At 61.9% G+C, this 23817-nt stretch carries 18 protein-coding genes and 1 pseudogene; 10 read left to right on the top strand and 9 right to left on the bottom strand.

The features are described 5' to 3' along the window. Window positions 1–541: 541 nt before the first annotated feature. From ACODTZ_RS18350 to ACODTZ_RS18380, 7 genes and pseudogenes are all read left to right on the top strand, one after another. Window positions 542–1624, top strand: coding sequence for an acyltransferase family protein (locus ACODTZ_RS18350; protein WP_489027098.1), 1083 nt, complete (start codon window positions 542–544; stop codon window positions 1622–1624). Window positions 1625–1627: 3 nt separating this feature from the next. Next, window positions 1628–2434 carry an endo-1,3-1,4-beta-glycanase ExoK gene (exoK, locus tag ACODTZ_RS18355; RefSeq protein WP_047513959.1) on the top strand — a complete coding sequence of 269 codons (807 nt, stop codon included), beginning with the start codon at window positions 1628–1630 and terminating at the stop codon, window positions 2432–2434. 35 nt (window positions 2435–2469) lie between these two features. After that, a pseudogene (locus ACODTZ_RS18360) lies at window positions 2470–3612 on the top strand (glycosyltransferase family protein); the annotation flags it as partial. A gap of 63 nt (window positions 3613–3675) precedes the next feature. Continuing rightward, entirely contained in the window at window positions 3676–4674 is a 999-nt protein-coding gene (locus ACODTZ_RS18365; RefSeq protein WP_026282735.1) for a glycosyltransferase family 2 protein, read from the top strand. A 56-nt stretch (window positions 4675–4730) separates the two neighbouring features. Further along, window positions 4731–5639: a glycosyltransferase family 2 protein gene (locus ACODTZ_RS18370; protein ID WP_112980729.1), complete on the top strand. Its 909-nt coding sequence runs from the start codon at window positions 4731–4733 to the stop codon at window positions 5637–5639. After that, window positions 5636–6643, top strand: a complete 1008-nt coding sequence (locus tag ACODTZ_RS18375) for a glycosyltransferase family 2 protein (protein ID WP_489027099.1) — start codon at window positions 5636–5638, stop codon at window positions 6641–6643. The genes ACODTZ_RS18370 and ACODTZ_RS18375 overlap by 4 nt, the downstream gene beginning before the upstream one ends. 4 nt (window positions 6644–6647) lie before the next feature. Continuing rightward, complete coding sequence (locus tag ACODTZ_RS18380; protein WP_112980731.1) at window positions 6648–9005, top strand: polysaccharide biosynthesis tyrosine autokinase; 2358 nt, start codon at window positions 6648–6650, stop codon at window positions 9003–9005. Here ACODTZ_RS18380 and ACODTZ_RS18385 read toward each other — a convergent pair whose 3' ends face one another. The 5 genes from ACODTZ_RS18385 to ACODTZ_RS18405 all read right to left on the bottom strand — a co-directional run bounded on the left by ACODTZ_RS18385 (window position 9006) and on the right by ACODTZ_RS18405 (window position 13228). Further along, window positions 9006–9743 (bottom strand): metallophosphoesterase, encoded by a 738-nt coding sequence (locus ACODTZ_RS18385; RefSeq protein ID WP_489027101.1) that lies wholly within the window; start codon window positions 9741–9743, stop codon window positions 9006–9008. A gap of 272 nt (window positions 9744–10015) precedes the next feature. Further along, a complete protein-coding gene (locus ACODTZ_RS18390; RefSeq protein WP_111564083.1) occupies window positions 10016–10483 on the bottom strand; it encodes an RrF2 family transcriptional regulator in 468 nt (155 codons plus the stop codon). 113 nt (window positions 10484–10596) lie between these two features. Then, window positions 10597–10863, bottom strand: coding sequence for a hypothetical protein (locus tag ACODTZ_RS18395; RefSeq protein ID WP_489027103.1), 267 nt, complete (start codon window positions 10861–10863; stop codon window positions 10597–10599). Window positions 10864–10894: 31 nt separating this feature from the next. Continuing rightward, window positions 10895–11071, bottom strand: a complete 177-nt coding sequence (locus ACODTZ_RS18400; RefSeq protein WP_449090769.1) for a hypothetical protein — start codon at window positions 11069–11071, stop codon at window positions 10895–10897. A gap of 105 nt (window positions 11072–11176) precedes the next feature. After that, a complete protein-coding gene (locus tag ACODTZ_RS18405; protein WP_489027105.1) occupies window positions 11177–13228 on the bottom strand; it encodes an NAD(+) synthase in 2052 nt (683 codons plus the stop codon). Window positions 13229–13497: 269 nt separating this feature from the next. On the opposite strand from ACODTZ_RS18405, the gene ACODTZ_RS18410 reads away from it, so the two are divergent. Both ACODTZ_RS18410 and ACODTZ_RS18415 read left to right on the top strand, forming a co-directional pair. Further along, complete coding sequence (locus tag ACODTZ_RS18410; RefSeq protein ID WP_489027107.1) at window positions 13498–14586, top strand: Rossmann-fold NAD(P)-binding domain-containing protein; 1089 nt, start codon at window positions 13498–13500, stop codon at window positions 14584–14586. Window positions 14587–14928: 342 nt separating this feature from the next. After that, window positions 14929–15936, top strand: a complete 1008-nt coding sequence (locus tag ACODTZ_RS18415) for a porin (protein ID WP_111564079.1) — start codon at window positions 14929–14931, stop codon at window positions 15934–15936. 163 nt (window positions 15937–16099) lie between these two features. On the opposite strand, the gene ACODTZ_RS18420 is transcribed toward ACODTZ_RS18415, so the two are convergent. Continuing rightward, window positions 16100–16573, bottom strand: a complete 474-nt coding sequence (locus ACODTZ_RS18420; RefSeq protein ID WP_489027109.1) for an RrF2 family transcriptional regulator — start codon at window positions 16571–16573, stop codon at window positions 16100–16102. Between the two features lie 162 nt (window positions 16574–16735). After that, a complete protein-coding gene (locus ACODTZ_RS18425; protein ID WP_047513984.1) occupies window positions 16736–17764 on the bottom strand; it encodes a CorA family divalent cation transporter in 1029 nt (342 codons plus the stop codon). 275 nt (window positions 17765–18039) lie between these two features. Here ACODTZ_RS18425 and ACODTZ_RS18430 point away from each other — a divergent pair, with 275 nt between their 5' ends. Next, the gene (locus tag ACODTZ_RS18430) at window positions 18040–20601 is read left to right on the top strand and encodes a GcvT family protein (RefSeq protein WP_489027112.1); all 2562 of its coding nucleotides are present in this window, start codon (window positions 18040–18042) and stop codon (window positions 20599–20601) included. 115 nt (window positions 20602–20716) lie between these two features. Here ACODTZ_RS18430 and ACODTZ_RS18435 read toward each other — a convergent pair whose 3' ends face one another. Both ACODTZ_RS18435 and ACODTZ_RS18440 read right to left on the bottom strand, forming a co-directional pair. Next, entirely contained in the window at window positions 20717–22036 is a 1320-nt protein-coding gene (locus tag ACODTZ_RS18435; RefSeq protein WP_489027114.1) for a c-type cytochrome, read from the bottom strand. Between the two features lie 11 nt (window positions 22037–22047). Then, complete coding sequence (locus ACODTZ_RS18440; protein WP_047513992.1) at window positions 22048–23817, bottom strand: GMC family oxidoreductase; 1770 nt, start codon at window positions 23815–23817, stop codon at window positions 22048–22050.

Below are 23817 nucleotides of genomic sequence, written 5' to 3' on the forward strand. Positions count from 1 at the left end.
GCACATTTAGCCGTGCCATCTAGGCCAGCTGCTGCACCGCACAAGCATCAGGGGCATTTCGGCCGAAATTTGTCAAAGGCGGCACGAAGACCGCTGACGGCCCCTCGATCCGGAAACGCTCCATTCCGGATCAAACCGCCCCATTCCGACCATAAATGATGAACCACTTGCGGACGGCTACTGTAACATTTCCTCTCATTTGATAAAAACTTTCGTGCGCCGCACCACGTCTTTTGCGCCTAAGCCAGTGAATATAATCATTTTCTTGAATGCACTGCTGACACTGGCTTCTGGCCGGCACGGAGACACCTAGGCCGCGCATTTTTCGCAGCCTGTTACGGCAAGTAGTATCCGTTACGAAACGGCGTGATCGATCACTTTTGCTGCAGTGCCATATTTTCTTCCGTGAATTCGCCCTAACTTCCCTCGCTGCGGGCTGAAGTCTGCTCTGATTGAAACGGTTGCAAAGGGGAGCTGCGACCCAAAAGGGGTGACTGACAACGTGAATGTTGATACCAACGTGTCCTCACGGATCAACCTGATGCGGATAGTGCTCATTTCGGGCATCGTCTTCGTACACATACCATTCGGCGACCAGACCAGTCCCTTTGTCGGGACCTACGGCGCCTTCGATTGGCTGAGAGTATTCCTGGCGGAAGCGCTGTTCCGGGTGGGCGTGCCCTGCCTGAGTGCGATCTCCGGCTATCTCCTGTTCCGTGGCGGCTTGGAGAATTTCAGCTACCTGAAAACGGTACGCACGAAATCCAAGACCGTGCTCCTGCCGTTCCTCTTGTGGAACGGCCTGTTCTTCCTGGCGATCCTGGTGGCGCTCGGCGTCGGCCTCGGCGACGGCTACGTGCCGAACCCGTGGCAGGCCTCGGCGCGCGAGCTGATGACCCAGCTGTTTGCGGTGGAGGACTTCCCGGTCAACGTGCCGCTCTATTTCCTGCGCGACCTGTTCGTCTGCATCCTGCTGTCGCCGCTGCTGGCATGGCTGATCCGCCATGCGCCGTTGCTGACACTGTCGGTGCTGCTCGTGGTTGCCGTGGTGCCGGAGGCATCGCTCTATGTCGTCCTCAAGCGCTCCATCCTCTTCTCGTTCAGCCTCGGCATCTATATCGGCCTGAACAAGATCGACCTGAAGGCGCTCGACCGCTTCGCCACGCTTGGCGCGGTCCTCCTGCTCGCCAGCTGCGCGGCGCTTGCCACCGTCATCTACATGACCGGCCCGAGCCTGCCGGATTGGGTACAGTTCCTGCGCAACACGCTCGCCATCTTCGGCGCGCTCGGCTTCTGGCTCTTGTCGGCGCCGCTGATCGAGACACAGATCGGCCAGCGGCTGTCGAAAACAGGCAGCCTGAGCTTCTGGATTTTCTGCAGCCACTATCCGCTGCTGATCTTCATGTGGATCGTCTGGGGCAAAGCGGGCGTCAGCTTCTACCCGGCCTTCTTCATCCTCTCGCTGGCGGTCCTGCTCCCGTTCCTGGCCTTCTCGAACAATCTCTGCCGCAAGATCGCCCCTCGCCTTTACGCCGTCCTGACCGGCGCTCGCGCCAAGAAGCCCTATGAAAAGCCTGTCACTGCGGGCGCGGCTCCTTCCAAACTCGTTACACAGCAAAGGTGACACATGACGACCAAAATCGCCCATGCGCGAAAACTTTGCCCCGCACTCGGTATCATCGGCACGCTCCTCCTCGGCGCCTCCTCGGCCGTTGCCCAGCAGGCCGCGCAACAACCGGGCAGTGCCTCCTTCGTGGAGAACTTCGATAAGCTCGACCGCAGCGTCTGGTTCATTTCCGACGGCTGGAACAACGGCCCGCATCAGAACTGCACCTGGTCGAAAAACCAGGTGAAGGTCGAAGGCGGCGCGTTGCAGCTCTCCTTCGCTGAAGGTCAGTCGAAGGACCGCAACTATCTCTGCGGCGAAATCCAGACCAAGAAGCGCTTCGGCTACGGCACCTACGAGGCCCGGATGAAGACAGCCACCGGTCCCGGCCTGAACTCCGCCTTCTTCACCTATATCGGCCCGGCCGACAAAAAGCCGCATGACGAGATCGACTTCGAGATCCTCGGCAAGAATTCCGGCCAGGTGCAGGTCAACCAGTACATCAAGGCGAAGGGCGGCAACGAGAAGCTGGTTCCGATCGGCGCCAATGCCGATGACGGCTTCAACGACTACGCCTTCGTCTGGGAGCCCGGCCGGCTGCGCTATTATCTGAACGGCAAGCTCGTGCAGGATGTCACCGATCCCGCGAAGATCCCCGACAGCCAGCAGAAGATCTTCTTCAGCCTCTGGGGCACCGACACGCTGAAGGACTGGATGGGCAAGTTCGCCTACACCAAGCCGACATCGCTTGAGGTCGAGCGCTTCGCCTACACGGCCCCCGGCGACAAGTGCCAGTTCCCTGAATCGATCGCATGCACGCTGAACTGATCGGCGCCGACGGCGCACAAATGACAAGGAGTGCCATGCTCAAAGTCCTGTATCTCGTGCATGATCTCTCGGATCCCGCCGTCCGGCGGCGGGTGCTGATGCTGCGCGAGGGCGGCGCGGAGGTGACGCTGGCCGGCTTCCGGCGCGGCGAAAACCGCCTCGCCGAAGTCCACGGCATCACGCCGATCGAGCTTGGCCGCACCGCCGACGCCAAGTTTGCGCAGCGCATCGGCGCTGTCGTGAAAGCGATGAGCGGGCTGAAAGGCCTGCTGAAGACGGTCGACAAGCCCGATGTCATCATCGGCCGCAATCTCGAGGCGCTTGCCGTCGCCGACCGCGCCAATGCGATGTTCGGCGGCGATGTGCCCGTCGTCTACGAATGCCTCGATATTCACCGGCTGCTGTCGCGCAACGACATGGTCGGCAAAATCATGCGCGGCGCAGAAGCCCGTTTCGGCCGCAACGCCCGGCTGATCATGACGAGCTCGCCCGCCTTCATCGAACACCACTTCGCACCGCGCTCCGGCATCAAGGCCGAAACGCTGCTGATCGAAAACAAGGTCATATCAATCGACCAGACGGTTCAGCCGACCATCGCCCGCCCGCTGAAACAGCCCGGCCAGCCCTGGAAAATCGGCTGGTTCGGCGCGCTGCGCTGCAGGAAGTCGCTGGCCATGCTCGCCGAGTTCTCGCGCCTGATGGAAGGCCGCGTCGAGATCGTGCTGCGCGGGCGCCCCGCCTATTCGGAATTCGAGGATTTCGACGGCTTCGTCGCCGGCGAACCCTATCTCCGCTTCGAAGGCCCCTACAAGAATCCAGAGGATCTCCGCGCGATCTACGACGACGTCCACTTCTCCTGGGCGATCGATTTCTTCGAGGAAGGCCTGAATTCCAGCTGGCTGCTGCCGAACCGGCTCTACGAGGGATGCCTCTACGGCACCGTTCCGATCGCGCTCGAAGGCACCCAGACCGCGCGCTTCCTGCGCGAGAAGGAGATCGGCCTTGCTCTTCCTGATGCAAGCCCGACGGCACTGCGCACGCTGTTCGAAACCATGACCGGCGAGCGCTACCATGCGCTCAGCGACGCCGTCGCCTTAACCGATCAGAAAACCTGGCTCGCCGACCGCAGCGACTGCGAAGCGCTCGTCGCCAGCCTTTCCCGTCTTGTGCCTGCTGCCGTCGAGAGGGGCGACAGCAGTGCATCCGCACCGAAAACCGTATCTCCAGAAGGGTGGACAACCATGCAGCCTGATGCCAGTTCCAGCGTCTCCAGTCTCATAATCATCCCCTGCTTGAACGAAGAGAAGCACATCGAGCCGCTGCTCGCCAAGCTGAGCCGCGAAATCGATCACATGAACGCCAAGATCGTCGTCGCCGACGGCGGCAGCAAGGATGCGACGCGCGAGATCGTCGCCCGCATCAGCATGTCCGATCCGCGCATCGTGCTCCTCGACAATCCCCGCCGCCTGCAGAGCGCCGCCACCAATCTGGCGGTCGCCACCTTCGGCCGCGACTACGACTATCTCATCCGCATCGACGCCCATGGCGATTATCCGGATGATTACTGCCGCCGCCTCGTCGAGGAAGCCGTTGCGACCCAGGCCGATTCCGTGGTCGTATCGATGGAGACCGTCGGCTTCGGCATGTTCCAGAAGGCCACCGCCTTCGCCCAGAACTCCAAGCTCGGCAATGGCGGCTCGAAGCATCGCGAGGGCGCCAAAGGCCATTGGACCAATCACGGCCACCACGCCCTGATGCGCATCGCCGCCTTTGAGGCCGTCGGCGGCTACGACGAGACCTTCAGCCATAATGAGGACGCCGAACTCGACTACCGCCTGAAAAAGGCCGGCTTCGGCATCTGGATGACCGACAAGACCCGCATGGTCTATTACCCGCGCTCCAGCGTCGCCACGCTGTTCCGGCAGTATCTCGGCTATGGCCGCGGCCGCGCCAAGAACATCCTGAAGCACGGCAGCATGCCGAATGTTCGCCAGATGCTGCCGCTTCTGGTCGTTCCCGTCTTCATCGGCGCATTTCTGGCAGTGGTGAACTGGGCCGCCGTCATACCGTTCAGCCTCTGGGCGGTTGCCTGTGTCGGCTACGGTTTCTGGATGGCGATCGGCCAGCGCAACCCCTACGGCCCGCTGGCAGCCGTATCGGCCATGGTCATGCACTTCGCCTGGTCGGCCGGCTTTTGGATGGAACTCCTGAGCTTCCGCGGCAGAAAGGTTGCGTCGTGAACCAGCCCCCCGAACAGACTCAGAAAGAGCAGACGAAAAAACCCCAGGCCAGACAATTGCAGATCGACATCGGCATCTGCACCTATCGCCGCGCTTCGCTCGACGAAGCGCTGCTGTCGCTGGCCGTCCTTGAGGTTCCTCCCGGCTCGCGGCTGCGCATCATCGTCGCCGATAACGACAAGACCCCAAGCGCCAGGGAGCGCGTCGAGGCGCTTCGTCCGCGCATTGCCCACGAGATCGCCTATGTGCATTGCCCGGCATCGAACATCTCGATCGCCCGCAACGCCTGCCTCGACAACGCCACCGGCGACTTCCTGGCCTTCATCGACGACGACGAGGACGCCAGCGAGGATTGGCTGGTCGAGCTGCTTTCGACCGCCCGATCAACCAAGGCCGACGCCGTTCTCGGACCTGTCCGCAGCGTCTACGCGGACACCGCACCGCGCTGGATGCGGGTCGGCGATTTCCATTCGACGCTGCCCGTCTGGGTCAACGGCGAAATCCGCACCGGCTACACCTGCAACGTCCTGTTGCGCCTCTCCTCACAGAGCCTTGCGGGTCGTCGCTTCAACCTCGCGCTTGGCCATACGGGCGGAGAGGACACGGAATTCTTCAGCCACATGCATGAGGCCGGCGGCAAGATCGCCTTTGCCGAAAAGGCCTATGTCTATGAACCGGTGACCGAAAACCGCGCCGATCTCTCCTGGCTCGCCAAGCGCCGCTTCCGCTTCGGCCAGACCCATGGGCGGCTGCTGCAGGAGGCCGGCACAGGCCTCAACCGGCCGAAGCAGATCGCGCTTGCCGCGGCAAAGGCCGGCTTCTGCTACGCCGCCGCCCTCGCCTGCGTCTTCTCGGCCGTGCCGCGCTACCGCTACGCCCTTCGCGGCATCATGCATTCCGGCGTCGTCAGCGGCCTGCTCGGCGTGCGCGAAATCCGCCAGTATGGAACGGCGGAGGCCGCATGAAGCAAGACATGCCCGACGTCAGCTTTATCATCGCCGCGTATAATGCGGCGGCGACGCTCGGAAAGGCGATCGACAGCGCGCTTGCCCAGCGCGGCGTCACGGTCGAGATGATCGTCGCCGACGACTGTTCGGCCGATGAAACCAGGGCGATCGCCGAAAGCTATGCCGACCGCAACGTCCGGCTGATCGCGCTCGCCCGCAATGGCGGCCCGTCGGCTGCGCGCAACGCCGCGATCTCGGCCGCCACCGGCCGCTGGCTGGCGGTGCTCGATTCAGACGACACGGTCGATCCCGACCGGCTGCGCCGGATGATTGATCGTGCCGAAAAGGCCGGCGCCGAAATCGCCGTCGATAACCTGCGTGTCATCAGGACCGACGGCACGCCGGCCGAAACCATGTTTGCCGAGGACGCGCTGGCGCAGATGCCGGCGCTCACCCTTTCCGCCTTCATTCGCTCCAACGCCCTTTTTCAAACCACCCATAATTTCGGCTATCTCAAGCCGATCTTTCAGCGCGCCTTCATCGAAAGCCATGCCCTTCGCTTCGACGAAAGCCTGAAGATCGGCGAGGACTATCTCTATCTCGCCAGCGCCATGGCGCTCGGCGGACGCTGCGTTTTCGAACCGCTTGCCGGTTACGACTACAATATCCGCGAAGGATCGATCTCCCGCGTTCTTTCGCTTCACCACATCGACGCCATGATCGAAGGAGATAAGACCTTCCTTCGCAATCACACGCTGGATGCGGAAGCAGCCGCCGCCCAGGATTTCAGGGCAAAAAGCCTGCTTCGGGGAAGAGCCTTCCTCGTTCTCGTCCAGAATATCAAAGACCGGTCGATCCTCGGAACGATCAGAACAGCCTGGGGCACCCCATCCGCTGTCGGGCATCTCAGCATGCCCATCGCAGCACGGGCCAACCGCGTGATCGCGTCGCTCCGCAAACTGATTGGCCCGCAGGCCGACCTCACAGCCATCGATGGCACGACCCGTTCCCGCAAAGGATAGAGCCATGAACCAACGGAACCTCACCTTGCACAGCTCTCTGCCAAAAGCGCCCGACGACTCCGATTCCTTCATCGACATCGATCGCCTAATCGCGATCCTGATGCGCCGCGTCGGCTCGATCGCGCTCTGCGTTGCAGCGACAGTGACGCTGGCGGTGATCTACCTGCTGTTCTCCACCTCGCAATACACGTCGATGACGCAGGTCCTGCTCGATGACAGCATGACCAAGTATGCGCAGGACGCCACGCCGGTGGCGAACTCCCAGCAGGTGGACATGCAGATCGCCAGCGCGGTCGAAATCCTGAAGTCCAACCAGCTCGCTCTGCGCGTCGTCGATGCCGAGAACCTGCAGGACAACGCCACCATCCTCGACCCGCCCGCCTCCCCGGTCGGCCTCGTCAAGTCGGGCATCAAGCTGCTCGCCAGCGCCGTGCTTCCCGGCAGCCCTCCGGTTTCCGAGGATGACGCCCGCGCCGGACGCCGCCAGAAGGCAGCCGCCCTCATTCAGCAGGCGCTCACCGTGTCGCGCGTCAACCGAAGCGCGGTTCTCGCCGTTTCGTTCCGTTCGACAGACAAGCTCCTCGCCGCCCGCATCACCAAGGCCTACGCGACCGCTTATCTCAGCGACCAGCTGAACGCCAACTTCGACGCCACCGAGAGCGCCTCCGTCTGGCTGCAGCAGCGCCTGACCGACCTGCGCGAGCGTTCGCAGCAGGCAGCGCTCGAGGCCGCGAACTTCAAGGCGAAGAACGGCCTGACCTCGGCCAATGGCGAGCTCATGTCCGAGCAGCAGCTGGCCGACCTGACCAAGCAGCTGATTGTCGCCCAGTCGGACGCCGCCAGCACCTCGGCACGCTACAACCAGTTCAAGCAGATCATCGATCTCGGCCCCGAGGGCGCGGTCAACAACGCCGCCATCTCGTCCGGCCAGGCCAACAACTCCGTCATCCAGGATCTGCGCACGCGCTACATCAATGTCAGCAAGCGTGAGCAGGAAGTCACGACGAACTTCGGCGCCGATCATCCGCAGGCGGTCGCACTCCGCTCGGAAAAGGACGATCTGACCCGCCAGATCTTCCAGGAACTGCAGCAGCTGGCCTCCAATGCCCGCAACGAATTCGAAGTTGCCCGCACACGTGAAGCATCGCTCCGCCAGAATATCGATCATCTGACCGGCAAGAACTCGGAAGCCGACAAGTCCATCGTTCAGCTGAACGACCTGGAACAGCGCGCAGCCGCCCTGAAGACGCTCTACGAATCCTACCTCGGCAAGTATGAAGAGGCCTCGCAGCAGCAGTCCTTCCCGATCGCCAAGGCCCGCGTCATCTCCGAAGCCGGCGTCCCGGTCTCGCCGTCCAGCCCGAAGCGGACGATGACGCTTGGTCTCGCCATTGTGCTCGGCCTCATGGCCGGCGGTGGTCTGGTCGTGTTCCAGGAATTCCGCGAGCGCTTCTTCCGCGTCGAGGGTGATGTCCGCACCATTCTCGGCCTGAAGTTCCTGGGCTACCTGCCGCTGGTCGGCAAGCCGCCGCGCGAACGGAAGATCTTCCGGAACCCGAGCCAGCTCGCTTCCGAGCCCGGCGATCCTGTCGGTGACGATGGCGCGACCTTCGAACGGATCATGCGTGTCGTTCTGGAGGCGCCGCGCTCAGTCTTCGCCGAGACGCTCCGCAACGCCAAGCTGGCCAGCGACGTCATGTTCCAGGGTCGCTCCGACCGCGTCATCGGCGTCGTCTCGGCGATGCCGGGCGAAGGCAAGTCGACGACGGCTGCCAACTTTGCCGCCCTGCTCGCCTCAAGCGGCAAGCGCACGCTGCTCATCGACGCCGACCTTCGCAACCCGGGCCTGACCCGCATGCTGAAGACGCCGCCGCAGCATGGCCTTGTCGAAGCCGTTCTTGGCGAGATCCCGTGGGCCGGCGCCGTGAAGGTCGATCCGACCACCAAGCTCGCGATCCTGCCCGTCATCTCAAATGACAACCTGATGCACACCAGCGAATTGCTGGCCTCGCAGGGCATGTTCAACCTGATGGAAAACGCCCGCAAGATGTTCGACTATATCGTCGTCGACCTTGCGCCGCTCGGCCCCGTCATCGACGCCAAGGCCTTCGCGCCGCAGGTCGACGGCTTCCTGTTCGTCACCGAATGGGGTGCAACGCCCACCAACCTGGTGCGTGATGTCTTGAACGCCGAGCCGCAGATCAAGTCGAAAATCCTCGGTGTGATCCTCAACAAGACCGACATGGCCGAACTCGGCAAGTTCACCAACTTCGGCGGCACCGAGCGTTACCGTCACAAGTACACGAGCTACTACACCGAAGAGACGCCGAAGATGCGGGAAACCGCGGAAGCGGATGCCTGATTAGGTAGAGAACAGGCGCACCTCGCCCTGCCACAACCGCGCGACAGTCAACCTGTCGCTGCGGTAGGCGCCGGTGTCGAGGTTGAGCCGCATCTCCTGCACGTCGGGCTGATCGACCGGCGTGTGTCCGTGCACGATGAGCTTCGGCAGCGGCAGATCGCTCTCGAAGAAGCGGTGGCGGATGAAGACGAGATCGTCATCCTGCTGATTGTCGATCGACCGCGCCGGATCGATGCCGGCATGCACGAAAAGCACCGCCGGCGTGTCGATCATGATCGGCAGCGCGCGCAGGAACTCGATATGCGCCTTCGGCAAAGAATCGCGGATGAAGGCATCCCGCTTCGACGCCGTGCGAAACAGCACCGGCATCTGCTTAGTATCGATGCCATAGGAATGCAGCAGCGCATCCGCACCGGTCATCATCCAGCTGTCGTAGGACATCTTGCCGTCGAGATAGTCGAGCATCATTATTTCATGATTGCCCGTCAGGCTGATGCGATCGAAATCCTCGGGCACCGGCTGCATCAGGTGCGAGATGACCTGCGCCGAGGCCGGCCCGCGGTCGATATAATCACCGAGCGTGATGATGAGCTTGCGCCCCGGCAGGCGCGAGGCATCTTCGAAGATCGCCTGCTCGGCCTGTCGCAAGAGATCGAGCCTGCCGTGAATGTCCCCAATCGCGTAGATCGGCATATCGCCGGGATCGAGCTGGAGCCGTGTGCGAGGGTTCGACGGCATATGGTACCTCATGCTGCATTATGTCATGGGTCGCGGAGGCTGCGCCTTTCATCAGGCAGCGGCAAACACGACCCAAGACAGCGCCCACGCGGGCAATGGAATGTCAGTAACACTCTTATTTCTTAAAAAACACGCGCTATCTTCGCGCAGCCACCCCGCGAAGACCATTCCCTCACCATATAGTGAGTATCCTATAAATCGAGAGCACGGTCATGGGACAGGTCACATGGCCGACTCAACAAACATCGGGATGCGGTACGAAACGCCGTCGGTCAGGCGACCGACATCGGCACCGTCTCGTCGCTCTCTGTCCACTTGTTGTTGTTGCCGGATGCGACGAACTGCTCAAGCGTCATGTTGTCGAGGATATCGGCAATCGCGTCGCGCACATCGGTCATCGACCGGCGCACCTGACAGGTCTCGGGATCGGAACAGTCGTCGCAGGCTTCAAACGCAGTGCGACTTGCGCAGCGGATGGGTGCCAGCGGACCATCGAGCGTGCGGATCACATGGCCGATCCGGATTTCCGACGCCGGCCGCGACAGAGAATAGCCACCGCCCGGCCCCTTCTTCGAGCGAAGGATGCCGACATTGCGCAGTTCGAGGAGGATGGTGTCGAGGAATTTCTTCGGAATATTGTTGCGTGCCGCCACATCGTTGATGAACGCGGTTTCGCCCGGTGCGAGCCTTGCGAGATCGACCAAAGCCTTCAGGCCGTATTTTCCTTTTTTCGTCAGCATTCCGACTATCTTACGCTCCTCACGTGATCTCCTATCCGGCAGGCAATAGCGCTGAATCCGCGAAGAGACAACAAATGACATCGTTTATAGAGTATATATGGCGAAGTGTTGCCCTACGGCCCCTCGGAAGACGGCCTATCTACGGCTGGAGGCGACGTCGCCGCACCTGGATTGGGGCCATCGCTCTTGAAAACGGCAAAAGCGAGCGCAATCATCGCAACAACAAAGGCGGCCGCACCGATCAGCGCCCATGCCGAAAGCCTGCGGCCCTCGCTGAGCATCCGCTCTTCCCTGTCATCCAGACGACCGGGCTGTTCGGCGGCCTGGTCCGCCGATCCGTGATCGCGTTGATCGTTCAGGCGATCGTCATGATCCGCCATGTCGCATCTCCAGCGGGTTCCGCGCCGGTGGTCAGATCAACGGATCACGACCCTGCGCGATGCTCCGGTTGAGCTCCTCGGCGATATCGCGCGCGTCCTCCCTGGAGAGGCCGACCAGGTCGCGCCCGTCGCTTGCCGCCGGCAGCGCGGTCATCGAATCCACGACCGTCCACCGCCCCGAGGGCTCGCGCCGGATCTCGTAACGCAACGGTTCGTCAGGACCATCACACTCCACGAGCATCTACCTCCGTAAGCTATGCTCTCTTATGTGTGCCACCGGCAGGCTTCGGCAAGGATGCCGCCGCCAACTCCGTCAGTTCTCGACATCGGGAACGTTGGCCTTCAGCTCCTTGATCCAGATCCGCGCATTGCCATCCGACGGCGCGCGCCAGTCGCCGCGTGGCGAAAGCGAACCGCCCGACGTAACCTTCGGCCCGTTCGGCGAGGCCGAGCGCTTGAACTGGCTGATGGTGAAGAAGCGGAAGAGAAACGTTTCCATCCACTTCTTGATGACAGGAAGATCGAAGGCGCGGCGCTTGTCCTCGGGGAAATGCGGCGGCCAGACACCGGCGTCGACATCCTTCCAGGCGGAATAAGCGAGAAAAGCCACCTTCGACGGACGCAGTCCGAAGCGGGTCGTGTAGAACAGCGCGAAATCGTGCAGATCGTAGGGGCCGATCTTGTCTTCCGTGCTCTGCATCACCCCGTTCTCGTCGGCGGGAACGAGTTCCGGCGAGATCAGCGTGCCCAGAATGCGCTCCAGCGTCGCCTTGGCGTCGGCGTCGAAATCGCCGGTGCGGATCACCCAGCGGATAAGGTGCTGGATCAGCGTCTTCGGCACGGAGGCGTTGACATTATAATGGCTCATCTGGTCGCCGACCCCATAGGTCGACCACCCGAGACCGATTTCCGACAGATCGCCTGTGCCGAGCACCAGCGCATTGCGCTGGTTGGCGGCGCGGAACAGGAAGTCGGTGCGCAGGCCCGCCTGCACATTTTCGAAGGTCACGTCGTAGACCGGCTGCCCGCCGGAGAACGGATGCTTGAGATCCCGCAGCAACTGCAGCGCCAGCGGCTTGATGTCGATCTCCTCCGCCGTCACCCCGATGCTGCGCATCAGTGCCCAGGCATTCGACTTGGTCTCGTCGCCGGTGGCAAAGCCCGGCATGGTGAAGCACAAGATATCGGAGCGCGGCCAGCCGAGCTTGTCGTATGCCCGCGCGGCCACCAGCAGCGCATGCGTGGAATCAAGCCCGCCCGAGATCCCCAGGCAAAGCCGCTTGATCCCCGTCGAGCGCAGGCGCTTCATCAAGCCCTGCACCTGGATGTTGAAGGTCTCGTAGCAATCCTGATCCAGCCGGCTCTCGTCAGCAGGCACGAACGGGAAGCGCGCGATATCACGCTCCAGCCCGATATCGCCCTGCGGCGCCTGGAACTGGAAGCCGATGCGCCGGAACGCGCGATCCGGCGTCAGGTTGAGCGTCGCGGCATCGTTGAAGGTCCCGGTGCGCAAGCGCTCCAGCCGCAGCCGCTCGACATCGATATCTGCAACGCACATCTGCGACGTCATCGGGAAACGCTCGGTCTCTGATAGCATCGAACCAAGCTCGTAGATGCAGGCCTGTCCGTCCCACGCCAGATCCGTCGTCGATTCCCCCGGCCCGGCGGCCGAATAGATGTAAGCCGACAGGCTGCGCGACGATTGCGAGGCGCAGAGCAGCTTGCGGGTTTCCGCCTTGCCGACGGTGATGTTGCTGGCCGACAGATTGGTGAGGATGAGCGCGCCGCCGAGCGCGCCGAAATCGCTCGGCGCGGCGGGCGCCCAGAGATCCTCGCAGATCTCGATATGGAAGGTGAAATCGGGCCGATCCTCGGCCGCGAATATCATGTCGGTTCCGAACGGCACGGTCTCGCCGGCGACCCGGATCGTCTGGCCGCGCACCGTCCGCCCGGAGGCAAACCAGCGCTTCTCGTAAAACTCACGATAATTGGGCAGATGCGTTTTCGGCACGACGCCGAGGATGCGGCCGGCGTGAATGGCGACGGCGCAATTATAAAGCCGCCCCTCGTGCTGCAGCGGCGCTCCCACCAGGAGAACCGGGATCAGTGCCGCGCTGGCCGTCACGATCTCGGCGATCGCAGTGTCCACCGCCTTCAGAAGCGCATCCTGTCCAAGAAGGTCGTCGATGGAATAGCCCGATATGCCGAGTTCCGGAAACACCATCAGGCCGACGCCCTGCTGATGGCCCTGCCGCGCCATGTCAAGCGTCGCCTTCGAATTGAAATCAGGATCGCCGACCTCGCAGATCGGCGTGCAAGCCGCCACGCGGACAAAACCCTGATCATAGACCGAATAGAAATTCACGAATGCCTCCAGCAGCCAAGCGCTTCGCAAGGATCATTACATCCAAATGCGGCAGCGCAAAACCGCATCTCTTTGCAATGCTGCTTCCCTAAGGGCTCATTCTTGCAAACTTCTGGAACATGTCTCAACCGGAATTTTACCTGAAGTTGCACGCATCGCGAATATATCGCGATCATCGGTGAAAAATTACAAAACTGTCATAAAACGATGAGGTCAGCGCCCTATAGCGACCGCGCGCGCCCTTCGGTTTTTCACCAACAGAGTTCTGAATGCCAAACCTCGCTCCCGTCCACGCTGGACTGCTCCGGGAAACTGTGCCCGGTGAGCGGCGCGTGGCGTTGACGCCCGAGGATATCGGCCACCTCTCAGCGCGCCTTTCGATCCGCTTCGAGCACGGCTGCGGCGCCGCCGCTGGCTATGAGGATGAGGCCTATGTCGCCGCCGGTGCGCGACCGGCGAGCCGTGAGACCATTGCGCGCGAGTGCAATCTTTTCGTCAGCATCCGCAAGCCGCTGGACGCGCGCAGCTTCGCCGGATCACCCACCTTCATCTTCCTCGGCTCCCCGCTCGACGCCGACGAGCCGGCAGGCCGCGGCCTCATGCTCGACCTCGCAAGCCTTGAAGGCGTCGCGGATGCGGGCAGCATGGACGTGGCGACACGACAGGCGACCATCTGCGGCCACGCAGCGGTTCTCGAAGGCGCCCGTCAACTCGGCGTCGGGCATCCGATGCTTGTCATGGATGGCGCCATTGCACGCCCGGTCAAGATGGCGGCGCTGGGCACGGGCGCGGCCGCGCTTCAGGCGATCGCCACCGCCAGGCGTCTCGGCGCCCAGACCTATCTCTTCAGCGTCACCGACAACGATCGCAAACGGGCCGAGGCATTGGGCGCGAAATTCGTGGCGATCGATTCGGCACTCGAGCGCGCAAGCGCTGTGACAGCAGACATTCTCGTCGCCGCCAGCCGCAAGCAGCTTGCCGGCCAACTCCGGGAAATGCAGCTGATCGTCTCCAGTGTCGGCGGCTCGACCGGGCGCGCACCTGTTTTGATCGACGACGCATCGCTATCGCTCCTGACGGCAGGCACCGTTATCATCGATCTTGAGGCAGCCGCCGGTGGCAATTGCGCGATGACCAAGGTGGACGAAACCGTCGCCCATAACGGCGTCAGCATTCTCGGAACAACTACTTTAGCGAGTGCCGATGCGCACCAGTCGAGCCTCCTGTTCAGCGAAGGCGTTCGCAAGCTGCTGGAGCGCCTGACGACGCCGGACGGCCGTCTTCAATTCGACCTCAAAGACCAATTGACCCGTCACCTGATTGGCGAGCGATTCGCTGGCGTGAGTGCTGCATCATGACCGAAGGACAACCGTAATTCGGCAATAATATTGCATTGCAGCACGATAGACGTGCATAAGCATTTCGCCATATAGTATTGAGATAGCTTGATTATCAGGATCGAGCTGCTGATGAACCGTGTTCATCGTCGCGAAAGTTGCCTTTCTGCAACACCGTCTTTTTGCATCGCAAATATAACGAATTATGACTGTATCTGTAATTGATACATTTAAGCCGAAATGTAATTTGCCGGTCACGGAGACATCACGTCCCCGTGAGGGCTTGTTTTGAAATTGGGGTAGGTAGAAGCCGTTTTCGGCAGCAATGACCTGTGCCCAATCCTAAATAGATTGGACTCAACTATGACTATTCGTATGATGCTCATCAGCTCGGCAGCGGCTCTCGCCGCCGTCTCGGGCGCCCAGGCTGCAGACGCTATCGTCGCTGCTGAACCGGAAGCTGTAGAATACGTTCGCGTTTGCGACGCTTACGGCACCGGCTACTTCTACATCCCAGGCACGGAAACCTGCCTCAAGGTCGGCGGTTACCTCCGTTTTGAAGTCTACGGCGGCCCGAACCAGAAGGGTACCTCGGACTGGAACGCTCGTACGCGCGCTCAGGTTCAGTTCACCGCCAAGAGCGACACGGAATACGGTCCTCTGACCGGCGTTATCGTTCTCCGTAACAACGGCGACAACTCTTCGACGACCACGACGCTCGACTCCGCTTACATCGACATCGCTGGCCTGCGCGCTGGTCTGTTCTATGGTTGGTGGGACGATGGTCTCTCCGGCGAAACCGACGACATCGGCTCCTCCGTTACCCTGCGCAACTCCATTCGTTACCAGTACGAAACCAGCGACTTCTACGCTGGTATCGCAATCGACGAACTGGAAGACGGCTACTACAAGCCGGGCGAAACCGCCAACAACTTCGGCGTTGCCGCTGCTATCGGTGGTAAGGCTGGCGCCTTCACCTACCAGATCACCGGCGGTTACGACACCGACAACGAAGAAGGTGCAGTTCGCGCCATGGGTACCGTTGCAATCGGTCCTGGCACGCTCGGCCTCGCTGGCGTTTACTCGTCTGGCCCGAACTCCTACTACAACAAGTCTGAGTGGGCAGTGGCTGTCGAATACGCCATCAAGGCAACCGACAAGCTGAAGATCACCCCTGCGTTCCAGTATTACGGCAACTACGGCATCACTGCCGGCCAGTTCCGTGACAACAACGACGCTTGGAAGGCCGGCCTGACGGTCGACTACCAGATCGTTGACAACCTCTACGTCAAGGCAACCGTTGACTACACGGACGCCGACAACGCAGACAGCATCACCAAGGGCTTCTTCCGCCTGCAGCGCGCATTCTAATAATCTTCGGGCGCCACTCTTCAATCACGCTGGATCCTCTGATCCGGCGTGAGCGAGGAATGGCGCCCGAATCAGGTGTTTCTGATCAGATTGACCTCCGATCAGTTTACGGAAGGTGGTTCGGTTTCCCTGCTGAGCCACCTTTTGCTATTGGCTGAATGGATTATTCCGCGGCGTCACGCGTCTCGCCTGCCGCGAGCTTGTGCCGCTCGACATCGAGGCGACGCAGCTCCGCCACACTATCCTCGACTGTCACCGCTCCCAGCATATCGACAACCGCCTGCTCCGCCCGGTCGCAGAGATATTCGGAGAGATCGCCGATATTCTCGCCCACCAGACCCGCATGCGGGATTTCGTGGCGCGTTGCCCAGAGCTTTTTGTTTCCCGTCACGGCCGCGTAAATCTCGCTGAGCAGGATCTCCTTGCTCGGCCGCGCCAACCTGATCCCGCCCTTGCTTCCCGCTGCCGAAACCAGAATGCCGCTCTCCGTCAAAGGCGGCAGCAGCTTGCGCACAAAGCTCGCATTCGTGTCCAAACCCGCCGCCAGCGACTGGCTCGTCGAGCGCACGCCGGCTTCGTCGTTGACGGCGACGCTGACGACGATCTGCATCGCCGTGGAAAAACGCGTATCGATCATGCTGATCTTCAGCCTTGTTGAAGGCAACAGGTGGCGGGGACACGGATATAGGAAGCCACACGCTGCAGCGGTAGAGGAAGTGATATTTCCTCCGAAATTGCATTGTCAATGAAACAGCCTTGGAATCACGCTTGTTTGATATCCGGCTACCACTCGCCCAAGCTAGAGCCAGCCGATCCGCCGGAGCGCCCATAGCGTCGCGATCGACGTGATCGTCACGAAGCCGACGATGACGATGAACGCCCAGGTGTCGTTGACCCCCGGTATCCCGCCGACATTCATCCCGAACAGCCCGGCCACCACGCTTGGCGGCAAAAGCAGCGCCGCAAGCGCCGCGAGCCGGTTGGAATTTCGAGCGATGCGCTCGCTGATCACGGTCGAGAGGTCATCGTGCAAAATGCCCGTCCGGTCGCGGATAGCGTCGAGATATTCGATGAAGCGCATCAGCTTGTCGATCACTTCGCGTAACCTGAGCTTGTCGCGTTCGAGCAGCCAGGGCGCGTCGTCATGCTCGATACGGTTCAGCGCATCGCGCTGCGGCGCCAGATAGCGGCGCAGCTGCACGGAACGGCGGCGCAAGAGCTTCAGCCGCTCGCGCACCTCGCTCGCCTCGCCATGGAAGATCATCTCGTCGAGCTCGTCGACCTCCTCGTCCATTCCGTCGAGAACAGGTTCGAGGTCGCGCACCAGCTTCTCGCCGATCAGCGCCAGGAGGTCGCCGCTGCGCTGCGGCCCCTTGCCCTTCTCCAGCGCCGCCCTGATATCGCGAAGCGCGGTGATATAGTGGCCGCTGTCGCGCAGAGATACGACACGATTGCCATCGACCCACAGATGCAGCGGCACAAGATCGAGCCCCGAATGCGGCTCCTCGGCCTCATCAGGGGCGGTGGCGCAAACGCCGCGCAGGATAATCAGCAATCCATCATCGACGGGCTCGACGCGCGGCCGCGTCTCTTCCTCCAGCAGCGCTTCGGCCACAAAGCTATCGAAACCGCCCTTAGCATTCACCCATTCGGCGGCCGCCGGATGATCGCGCTCGAGATGCAGCCAGATCACGCCATCGCCGGGCTTCCAGGCGCAGACACCGTCCATGTCGATCTGCCTGCAGCCGCCTCGCCCATCAAGGAGCAACGCAAAGCGTATCCCTGGTTCGACACCGTAGCTTGCCATCGGCGCACTCGCAGTCTTCATTGCCGGTCCTTGCCCGCCGGGGGTGACGGAAATAGAGCCAACTCTCTGAATATTAGGAGGGATTCTAACATGTCGCGGAAACGACGCAACATCAGCCTTGCCCGTTGGCGCGGGTCAGGTCCATAAGCCAGCGAAAGCCCGCGCTGCGTGCGCCCGTCATCCACAAGCCACATGCCTCTGGTCGTGCAGTTTGATAATTATGTCGTAGACAGGCTCTACACGTCGCGTTTCTATCCCTAAAATCCGATCTCAATATTCAATCAGGGTCGCACTCAATGGCAGAGTTTCCTAAGCAGGCTAAGGTCGTCATCATCGGTCTCGGCGGCATCGTCGGCGCATCCATCGCCCATCACCTGATCGAGCGCGGATGGGACGACATCGTCGGCATCGACAAGTCGGGTATCCCGACCGATATCGGCTCGACCGCCCACGCCTCGGACTTCTGTTACACCACGTCGCACGACTACCTCTCGGTCTGGACCACCCAGTATTCGATCGATTTCTACGAGAAGATGGGCCACTACTCCCGCATCGGCGGCCTCGAAGTGGCGCGCACCGGCGACGATGCCTGGATGGAAGAGATCAAGCGCAAGCTGAGCTCCGCCAAGGCCTTCGGCACCCGGGCGCATTACGTCTCGCCCGCAGAGATCAAGGAAATGTTCCCGCTGATCGAGGAAGATCAGGTCCAGGGCGGCATGTTCGATCCCGACGCCGGCCTCGTCATCCCGCGCTCGCAGACCGTCGCCGGCAAGCTGGTCGATGCCGCCGAGAAATCCGGCAAGCTCAAGATGTTCGGCAACACGCCGGCCCAGTCGCTGATCGTCGAGGGCGGCCGCATCAAGGGCGTCGTCACCCATCGCGGCACCATCATGGCCGATCACGTCATCGTCTGCGCCGGCCTCTGGGGCCGTCTGATCGCCGAGATGGTCGGCGAAGACCTGCCGGTCATGCCGGTCGATCACCCCCTCACCTTCTTCGGCCCCTATAACGAGTTCGAAGGCACGGGCAAGGAAATCGGCTACCCGCTGCTGCGCGACCAGGGCAACTCCGCCTATATGCGCGACACCGGCGACCCGAAGACCACCGAAGGCGGCCAGATCGAGTGGGGCTATTACGAGACCACCAATCCGCGCATGTGCCACCCGCGCGAGCTTCTCGAAAAGCACGAGGCGCGCCTGTCGCCCTCGCAGCGCGACCTGGAAATGGAGCAGATCCTCGAGCCGCTCGAAAAGGCCATGGAGCTGACGCCGATCCTCGGCGAACTCGGCTATAACGAAGGCCACTCCTTCAACGGCCTGTTGCAGGTCTCCGCCGCCGGCGGCCCCTCCTGCGGCGAGAGCCAGAAGGTGCGCGGCCTCTGGTACTGCGTCGCCATCTGGGTCAAGGACGGCCCGGGCTACGGCAAGCTCATCGCCGACTGGATGACCGACGGCCGCACCGAGATCGACCACAACTCGATCGACTACTCGCGCTTCTACCCGCACCAGCTGACCGAGGACTTCATCGCCGGCCGCTGCTATGAGGCCGCGCAGAAGATCTACTTCCCCGCCGTCCACACTCGCGAACCCTACGCCTCGGGCCGCAACGCCAAGCGCTCGCCCTTCTACGAGCGCGAAAAGGAACTCGGCGGCTACTTCATGGAGCTCGGCGGCTGGGAGCGCGCCCATGGCTACAAGGCCAACGAGCACCTGCTGGAGAAATACGCCGACCGCGTACCGGTGCGCGAAAACGAATGGGACAACCGCCACTTCTGGCGCGTCTCCAACGCCGAGCATCTGGCGATGAGCGAGGATTGCGGCATCGTCAACCTCAGCCACTTCCACATGGTCGACATCGAAGGCCCCGATCATGTCGAGCTCTTGGAATGGCTCTGCGCCGCCAAGATCGGTGGTGACGCCAACATCGGCAAGGGTATCTACACCCACTTCCTCGACGACGAGGGCATGGTGCGCGCCGACTTCACCGTCATCCGCATGGCCGACCGCTGCCGCCTCATCAACGGCGCCGACGCCGGCCCGCGCGACTTCCACTACATGAAGCGCGTGGCAGAAGATCGCGGCCTCGACGTGACCATCACGGACGTCTCGGAAAAGTTCATCACGATCGGCATCTGGGGCCCGAACGCCCGCGACACGCTGAAAAAGGTCGTCGCCGATCCGGCAGCGCTCGATCCCGAAAACTTCGCCTTCGCGGCCATCAAGCCGATCGAGATCGCGGGCAAGACGGTCACCGCCTTCCGCATCTCCTATGTCGGCGAACAGGGCTGGGAACTGCACATGAAGTACGAGGATGGCCTCGCCGTCTGGGATGCGCTCCGCGCCACCGGCGTCATGCCCTTCGGCGTCGAAACCTACGCCAACTCGCGCCGCATGGAAAAGTCGCTGCGCCTGCAGAACGGTGACCTGCTCACCCAGTACAACCTGCTGGAAGCCGATCTCGCCCGCCCGAAGGTCAAGGAAGCCGATTTCCGCGGCAAGGCCAAGCACCTGGAATACAAGGCCCGCGAACACCAGCCGGCGATGCTCTGCACGCTTGTCATGACCGAAAACACCGACAGCAAGGGCGTCAAGCGCTACCCCGTCGGCTCCATGCCGGTCATGGATCCGGAAACAGGCAAGTCGCTGGTCGACAGCCTCGGCCGCATCTCCTACACGACCTCGGTTGCCTATGGCCCCACCGTCGGCAAGAACATCGCGCTCGCCTACCTCCCGCAGGAATACTGCCAGGTCGGCCGCAAGCTGAATGTCGAATATTTCGCCGAGACCTATCCGGTCGAAGTGGTCAGCGTCGGCTACAAGCCGATCTACGACCCCGAGAACCTGAAGCCGCGCACCTGATTTGAGGTCGAGTTTCATGAAACAAACAGCCCGCAGGAGAGATCCCGCGGGCTGTTTCATTTCCAGTCTCATGAAGAGAAAACCGGCAGCATTCTCGCGCTGCCGGCCTTTTGTCCTAGTGCTTCTCGCCGCGAACGGCGGTCACGTCGGCTGCTGTTACGGCAGCCGCCTTGTTGTGCCAGCCGTCGCGCAGGAAGGTTGCGAGTGCGGCGACTTCGTCATCCGACAGGCGGTTTTCGTAGCCCTGCATGCGCAGCTTCATCGGGCGATCCGGCGTCGACGGCAGTTCGGCGCCATGCAGGATCACGCTGATCAGGCCCTTGGCCGACTTGGCATCAACCAGCGAGTTGCCATCGAGCGCCGGGAAGGTCTCGCCGGCACCCTTGCCGCTGACCATGTGGCAGGCAGCGCAGTTGTCGAGATAGAGACGCGGACCGAGCGGCATGTCGGGCTTGGCGTCCGAAAGCAGCGTTTCGGTCGCCGTCACCTCTGCCTTCTCCGGCTGTGCGGCCGAAGCGGAACCACCAGCACTACCGATCTTCTTCAGATAGGTGGCGATGGCGAGGTTATCGTCGTGGCTCATGTACTGCAGCGAGTCGCGAACGACGAGCATCATTTCGCCGGTTGCCGACGAGTGAGCGTTGCGGGCGGTCGAGAGATAAGCTGCCAGCTGCTCGGTGCTCCACGTCTGCGGACCACTTGCCGGGCCGCGAAGATCAGGGGCCGTGAAGCCGTCGATCTCGCCGCCGGAAAGGAAGGCCTTCGACGAATTGTCGATGCCGTCCTGCGCCATGAACAGGTTGCGCGGGCTGTGGCAGGCGGCACAGTGGCCGGCGCCTTCAACGAGATACTTGCCGCGGTTGAACTGCTCGTCCTCGCCCTGCTCCGGCTTGAAGCCGGCCGCGTAGCTGGCGGCCAGCCAGTTCCAGGCGCGCAGGCCAAAGCGCATGTTGAACGGGAAGGAAAGCTTGGTTTCCTCCACCTTGTTCGAGACGGGCTCGACCTCGTGCATGAAGTAGTCGTAGAGCGCCACGACGTCTTCTTCCGAGAGCTTGCGGTAATTCTCGTACGGCATGGCCGGATAGAGATGCGTACCGTTGGGCGTCACGCCGTCGTAGAGGGCAGCGCGGAAATCGGCGAGCGTCCAGTTGCCGATGCCGGTGTCCTTGTCGGGCGTGATGTTGGTGGTCCAGATCGTGCCCATCGGGCTCTGGATGGCGCGCCCGCCGGCGAAGGGCTTGCCGCCCTCGCTGGTGTGGCAGGCCATGCAGTCCGATGCGCGCATGACATATTCACCCTGCCCCTTGGCCGGCTTGAAGTCGGCTGCGAGCTGAGCGGTCGGGCCGGTGCGCTGCACCGGCACGAAGATGAAGGCGACGAGGGCGATGACACCCAGAACGACGAGCGTTCCGATGATGCGGAGAAAGGTTTTCATCTCTGTTCTCCTTATGCCAGCGGCCGCGGGTTGGGCAGGTAATCCTTGCGGATGTGATGGGCCGCCCAGTAGGCCAGACCGCCGACCATGCCGGTCGGGTTGTACTGCGTGTTCTGCGGGAAGACGTTGGCGCCCATGACGAAGACGTTATGGCAATCCCAGGACTGCAGATAACGGTTGAGAACCGAGGTCTTCGGATCGTCGCCGGTGACCGTGCCGCCCGTGTTATGGGTGGTCTGGTAAGGACGGACGTCAAACATGGCGCCTTCCTTCTTGAAGCCTTCCTGCAGCGTCGTCGGGTTCATCGACTTGGCCAGCGGTTCCATCTTCGACTTCATGAACTGCGTCTGGCGGATTTCGTTCTCATGCCAGTTGTAGGTCATGCGCAGCATCGGACGGCCATGGCGGTCCTTGTAGGTCGGGTCGAGATCGAGATAGTGGCCGCGATAGGACATGACGGAGCCGTGGGCGCCGATGTTCATCGCATGGCCGTACCACTCGCCGATGCCCTTCTTCCAACCAGCGCCCCAGGAGGGCGTGCCCGCAGGAAGCGGCATGGTGTGGCCTGGCTGGCCATTGGTCTGGCCGGCACGCCAGTAGGCGCCGCCGACAAAGCCTTCCTTGGCGAAGTCGATATTGTCGATGCCGAAATCGTCGATGCAGAAGCCGTTGGCACCGGTACCGATGAACGGGTTGAATTCCTCGTCCTTGAAGAACAGCGTGTAGCCACCGGTGATCTGGTAGGCATAGTTACGGCCGACGACACCTTCGTTGGTGTTCGGATCGTAAGGCTGGCCGATGCCAGAGACGAGCATCAGGTGGACGTTGTTCAGCGCAAAGGCGGTCAGGATGACCAGATCGGCCGGCTGGAAGACTTCTTCGCCGGTCTTGTGGTCGAAATAGGTAACGCCGGTCGCGGTCTTGCCGTCTTCGGCCTTTTCGACGCGCAGCACTTCGGAATTGACGCGGTATTCGAAGTTCTTCTTGCGCTTGAGGGCGTCGATGATGGCCGTCTGCGGCGAAGACTTCGAATAGTTGTAGCAGCCGTAGCGCTCGCAGAAACCGCAATGGTTACACGGGCCCATCTGCATGTTGTATTCGTTGACGTAATCCTTGGAGGCAATGCCGCCCGGGCTCGGGAACGGGTGATAGCCCGCAGCCTTCGCCGCATCGCGGAACTTCACGCCATCCCAGGTCGACGGCATGGCCGGCATCGGATAGTCGTTGGAACGCGGCGCCTCGAACGGGTTGCCGCCCTCGACGATCTTGCCGTTGACGTTGCCGGCCTGGCCAGAAATGCCCGCAACCTTCTCGAAGCGATCGAAATGCGGCTCAAGCTCTTCGTAGGTCATCGGATAGTCCTGGATCGTCATGTCCTCGGTCATGACGCCTGCGCCGAACTTCTCGGTCACGTAGGACTTCAGGCGGTATTCCGACTGCATCGGACGCCAGTTGAGGCCGTTCCAGTGGGTGCCAGCGCCGCCGACGCCGGTGCCGAGCAGGAAGGTGCCGAGGCTGCGGTAAGGCAGCGCCGTCTCATCCAGCGAGCGGCGAATGGTGACAGTCGTGTTCGCCGGCTTTTCCATCATCCCGTAGCGGATGCCGTATTTCAGCTCGTCGATCATGTTCGGGTACTGAAAGTCGGGAACAGTCGCCTGATCGTGACCGCGCTCCAGCGCCAGAACCTCGAGGCCCTCATTGGCAAGCTCGATACCCATGATCGCGCCCGTCCAGCCGAAGCCGACGAGAACGACGTCTTTTTTCTTTTCTGTGCGTGCCAT

The sequence above is a fragment of the Rhizobium sp. FG113 genome, from assembly GCF_057809895.1.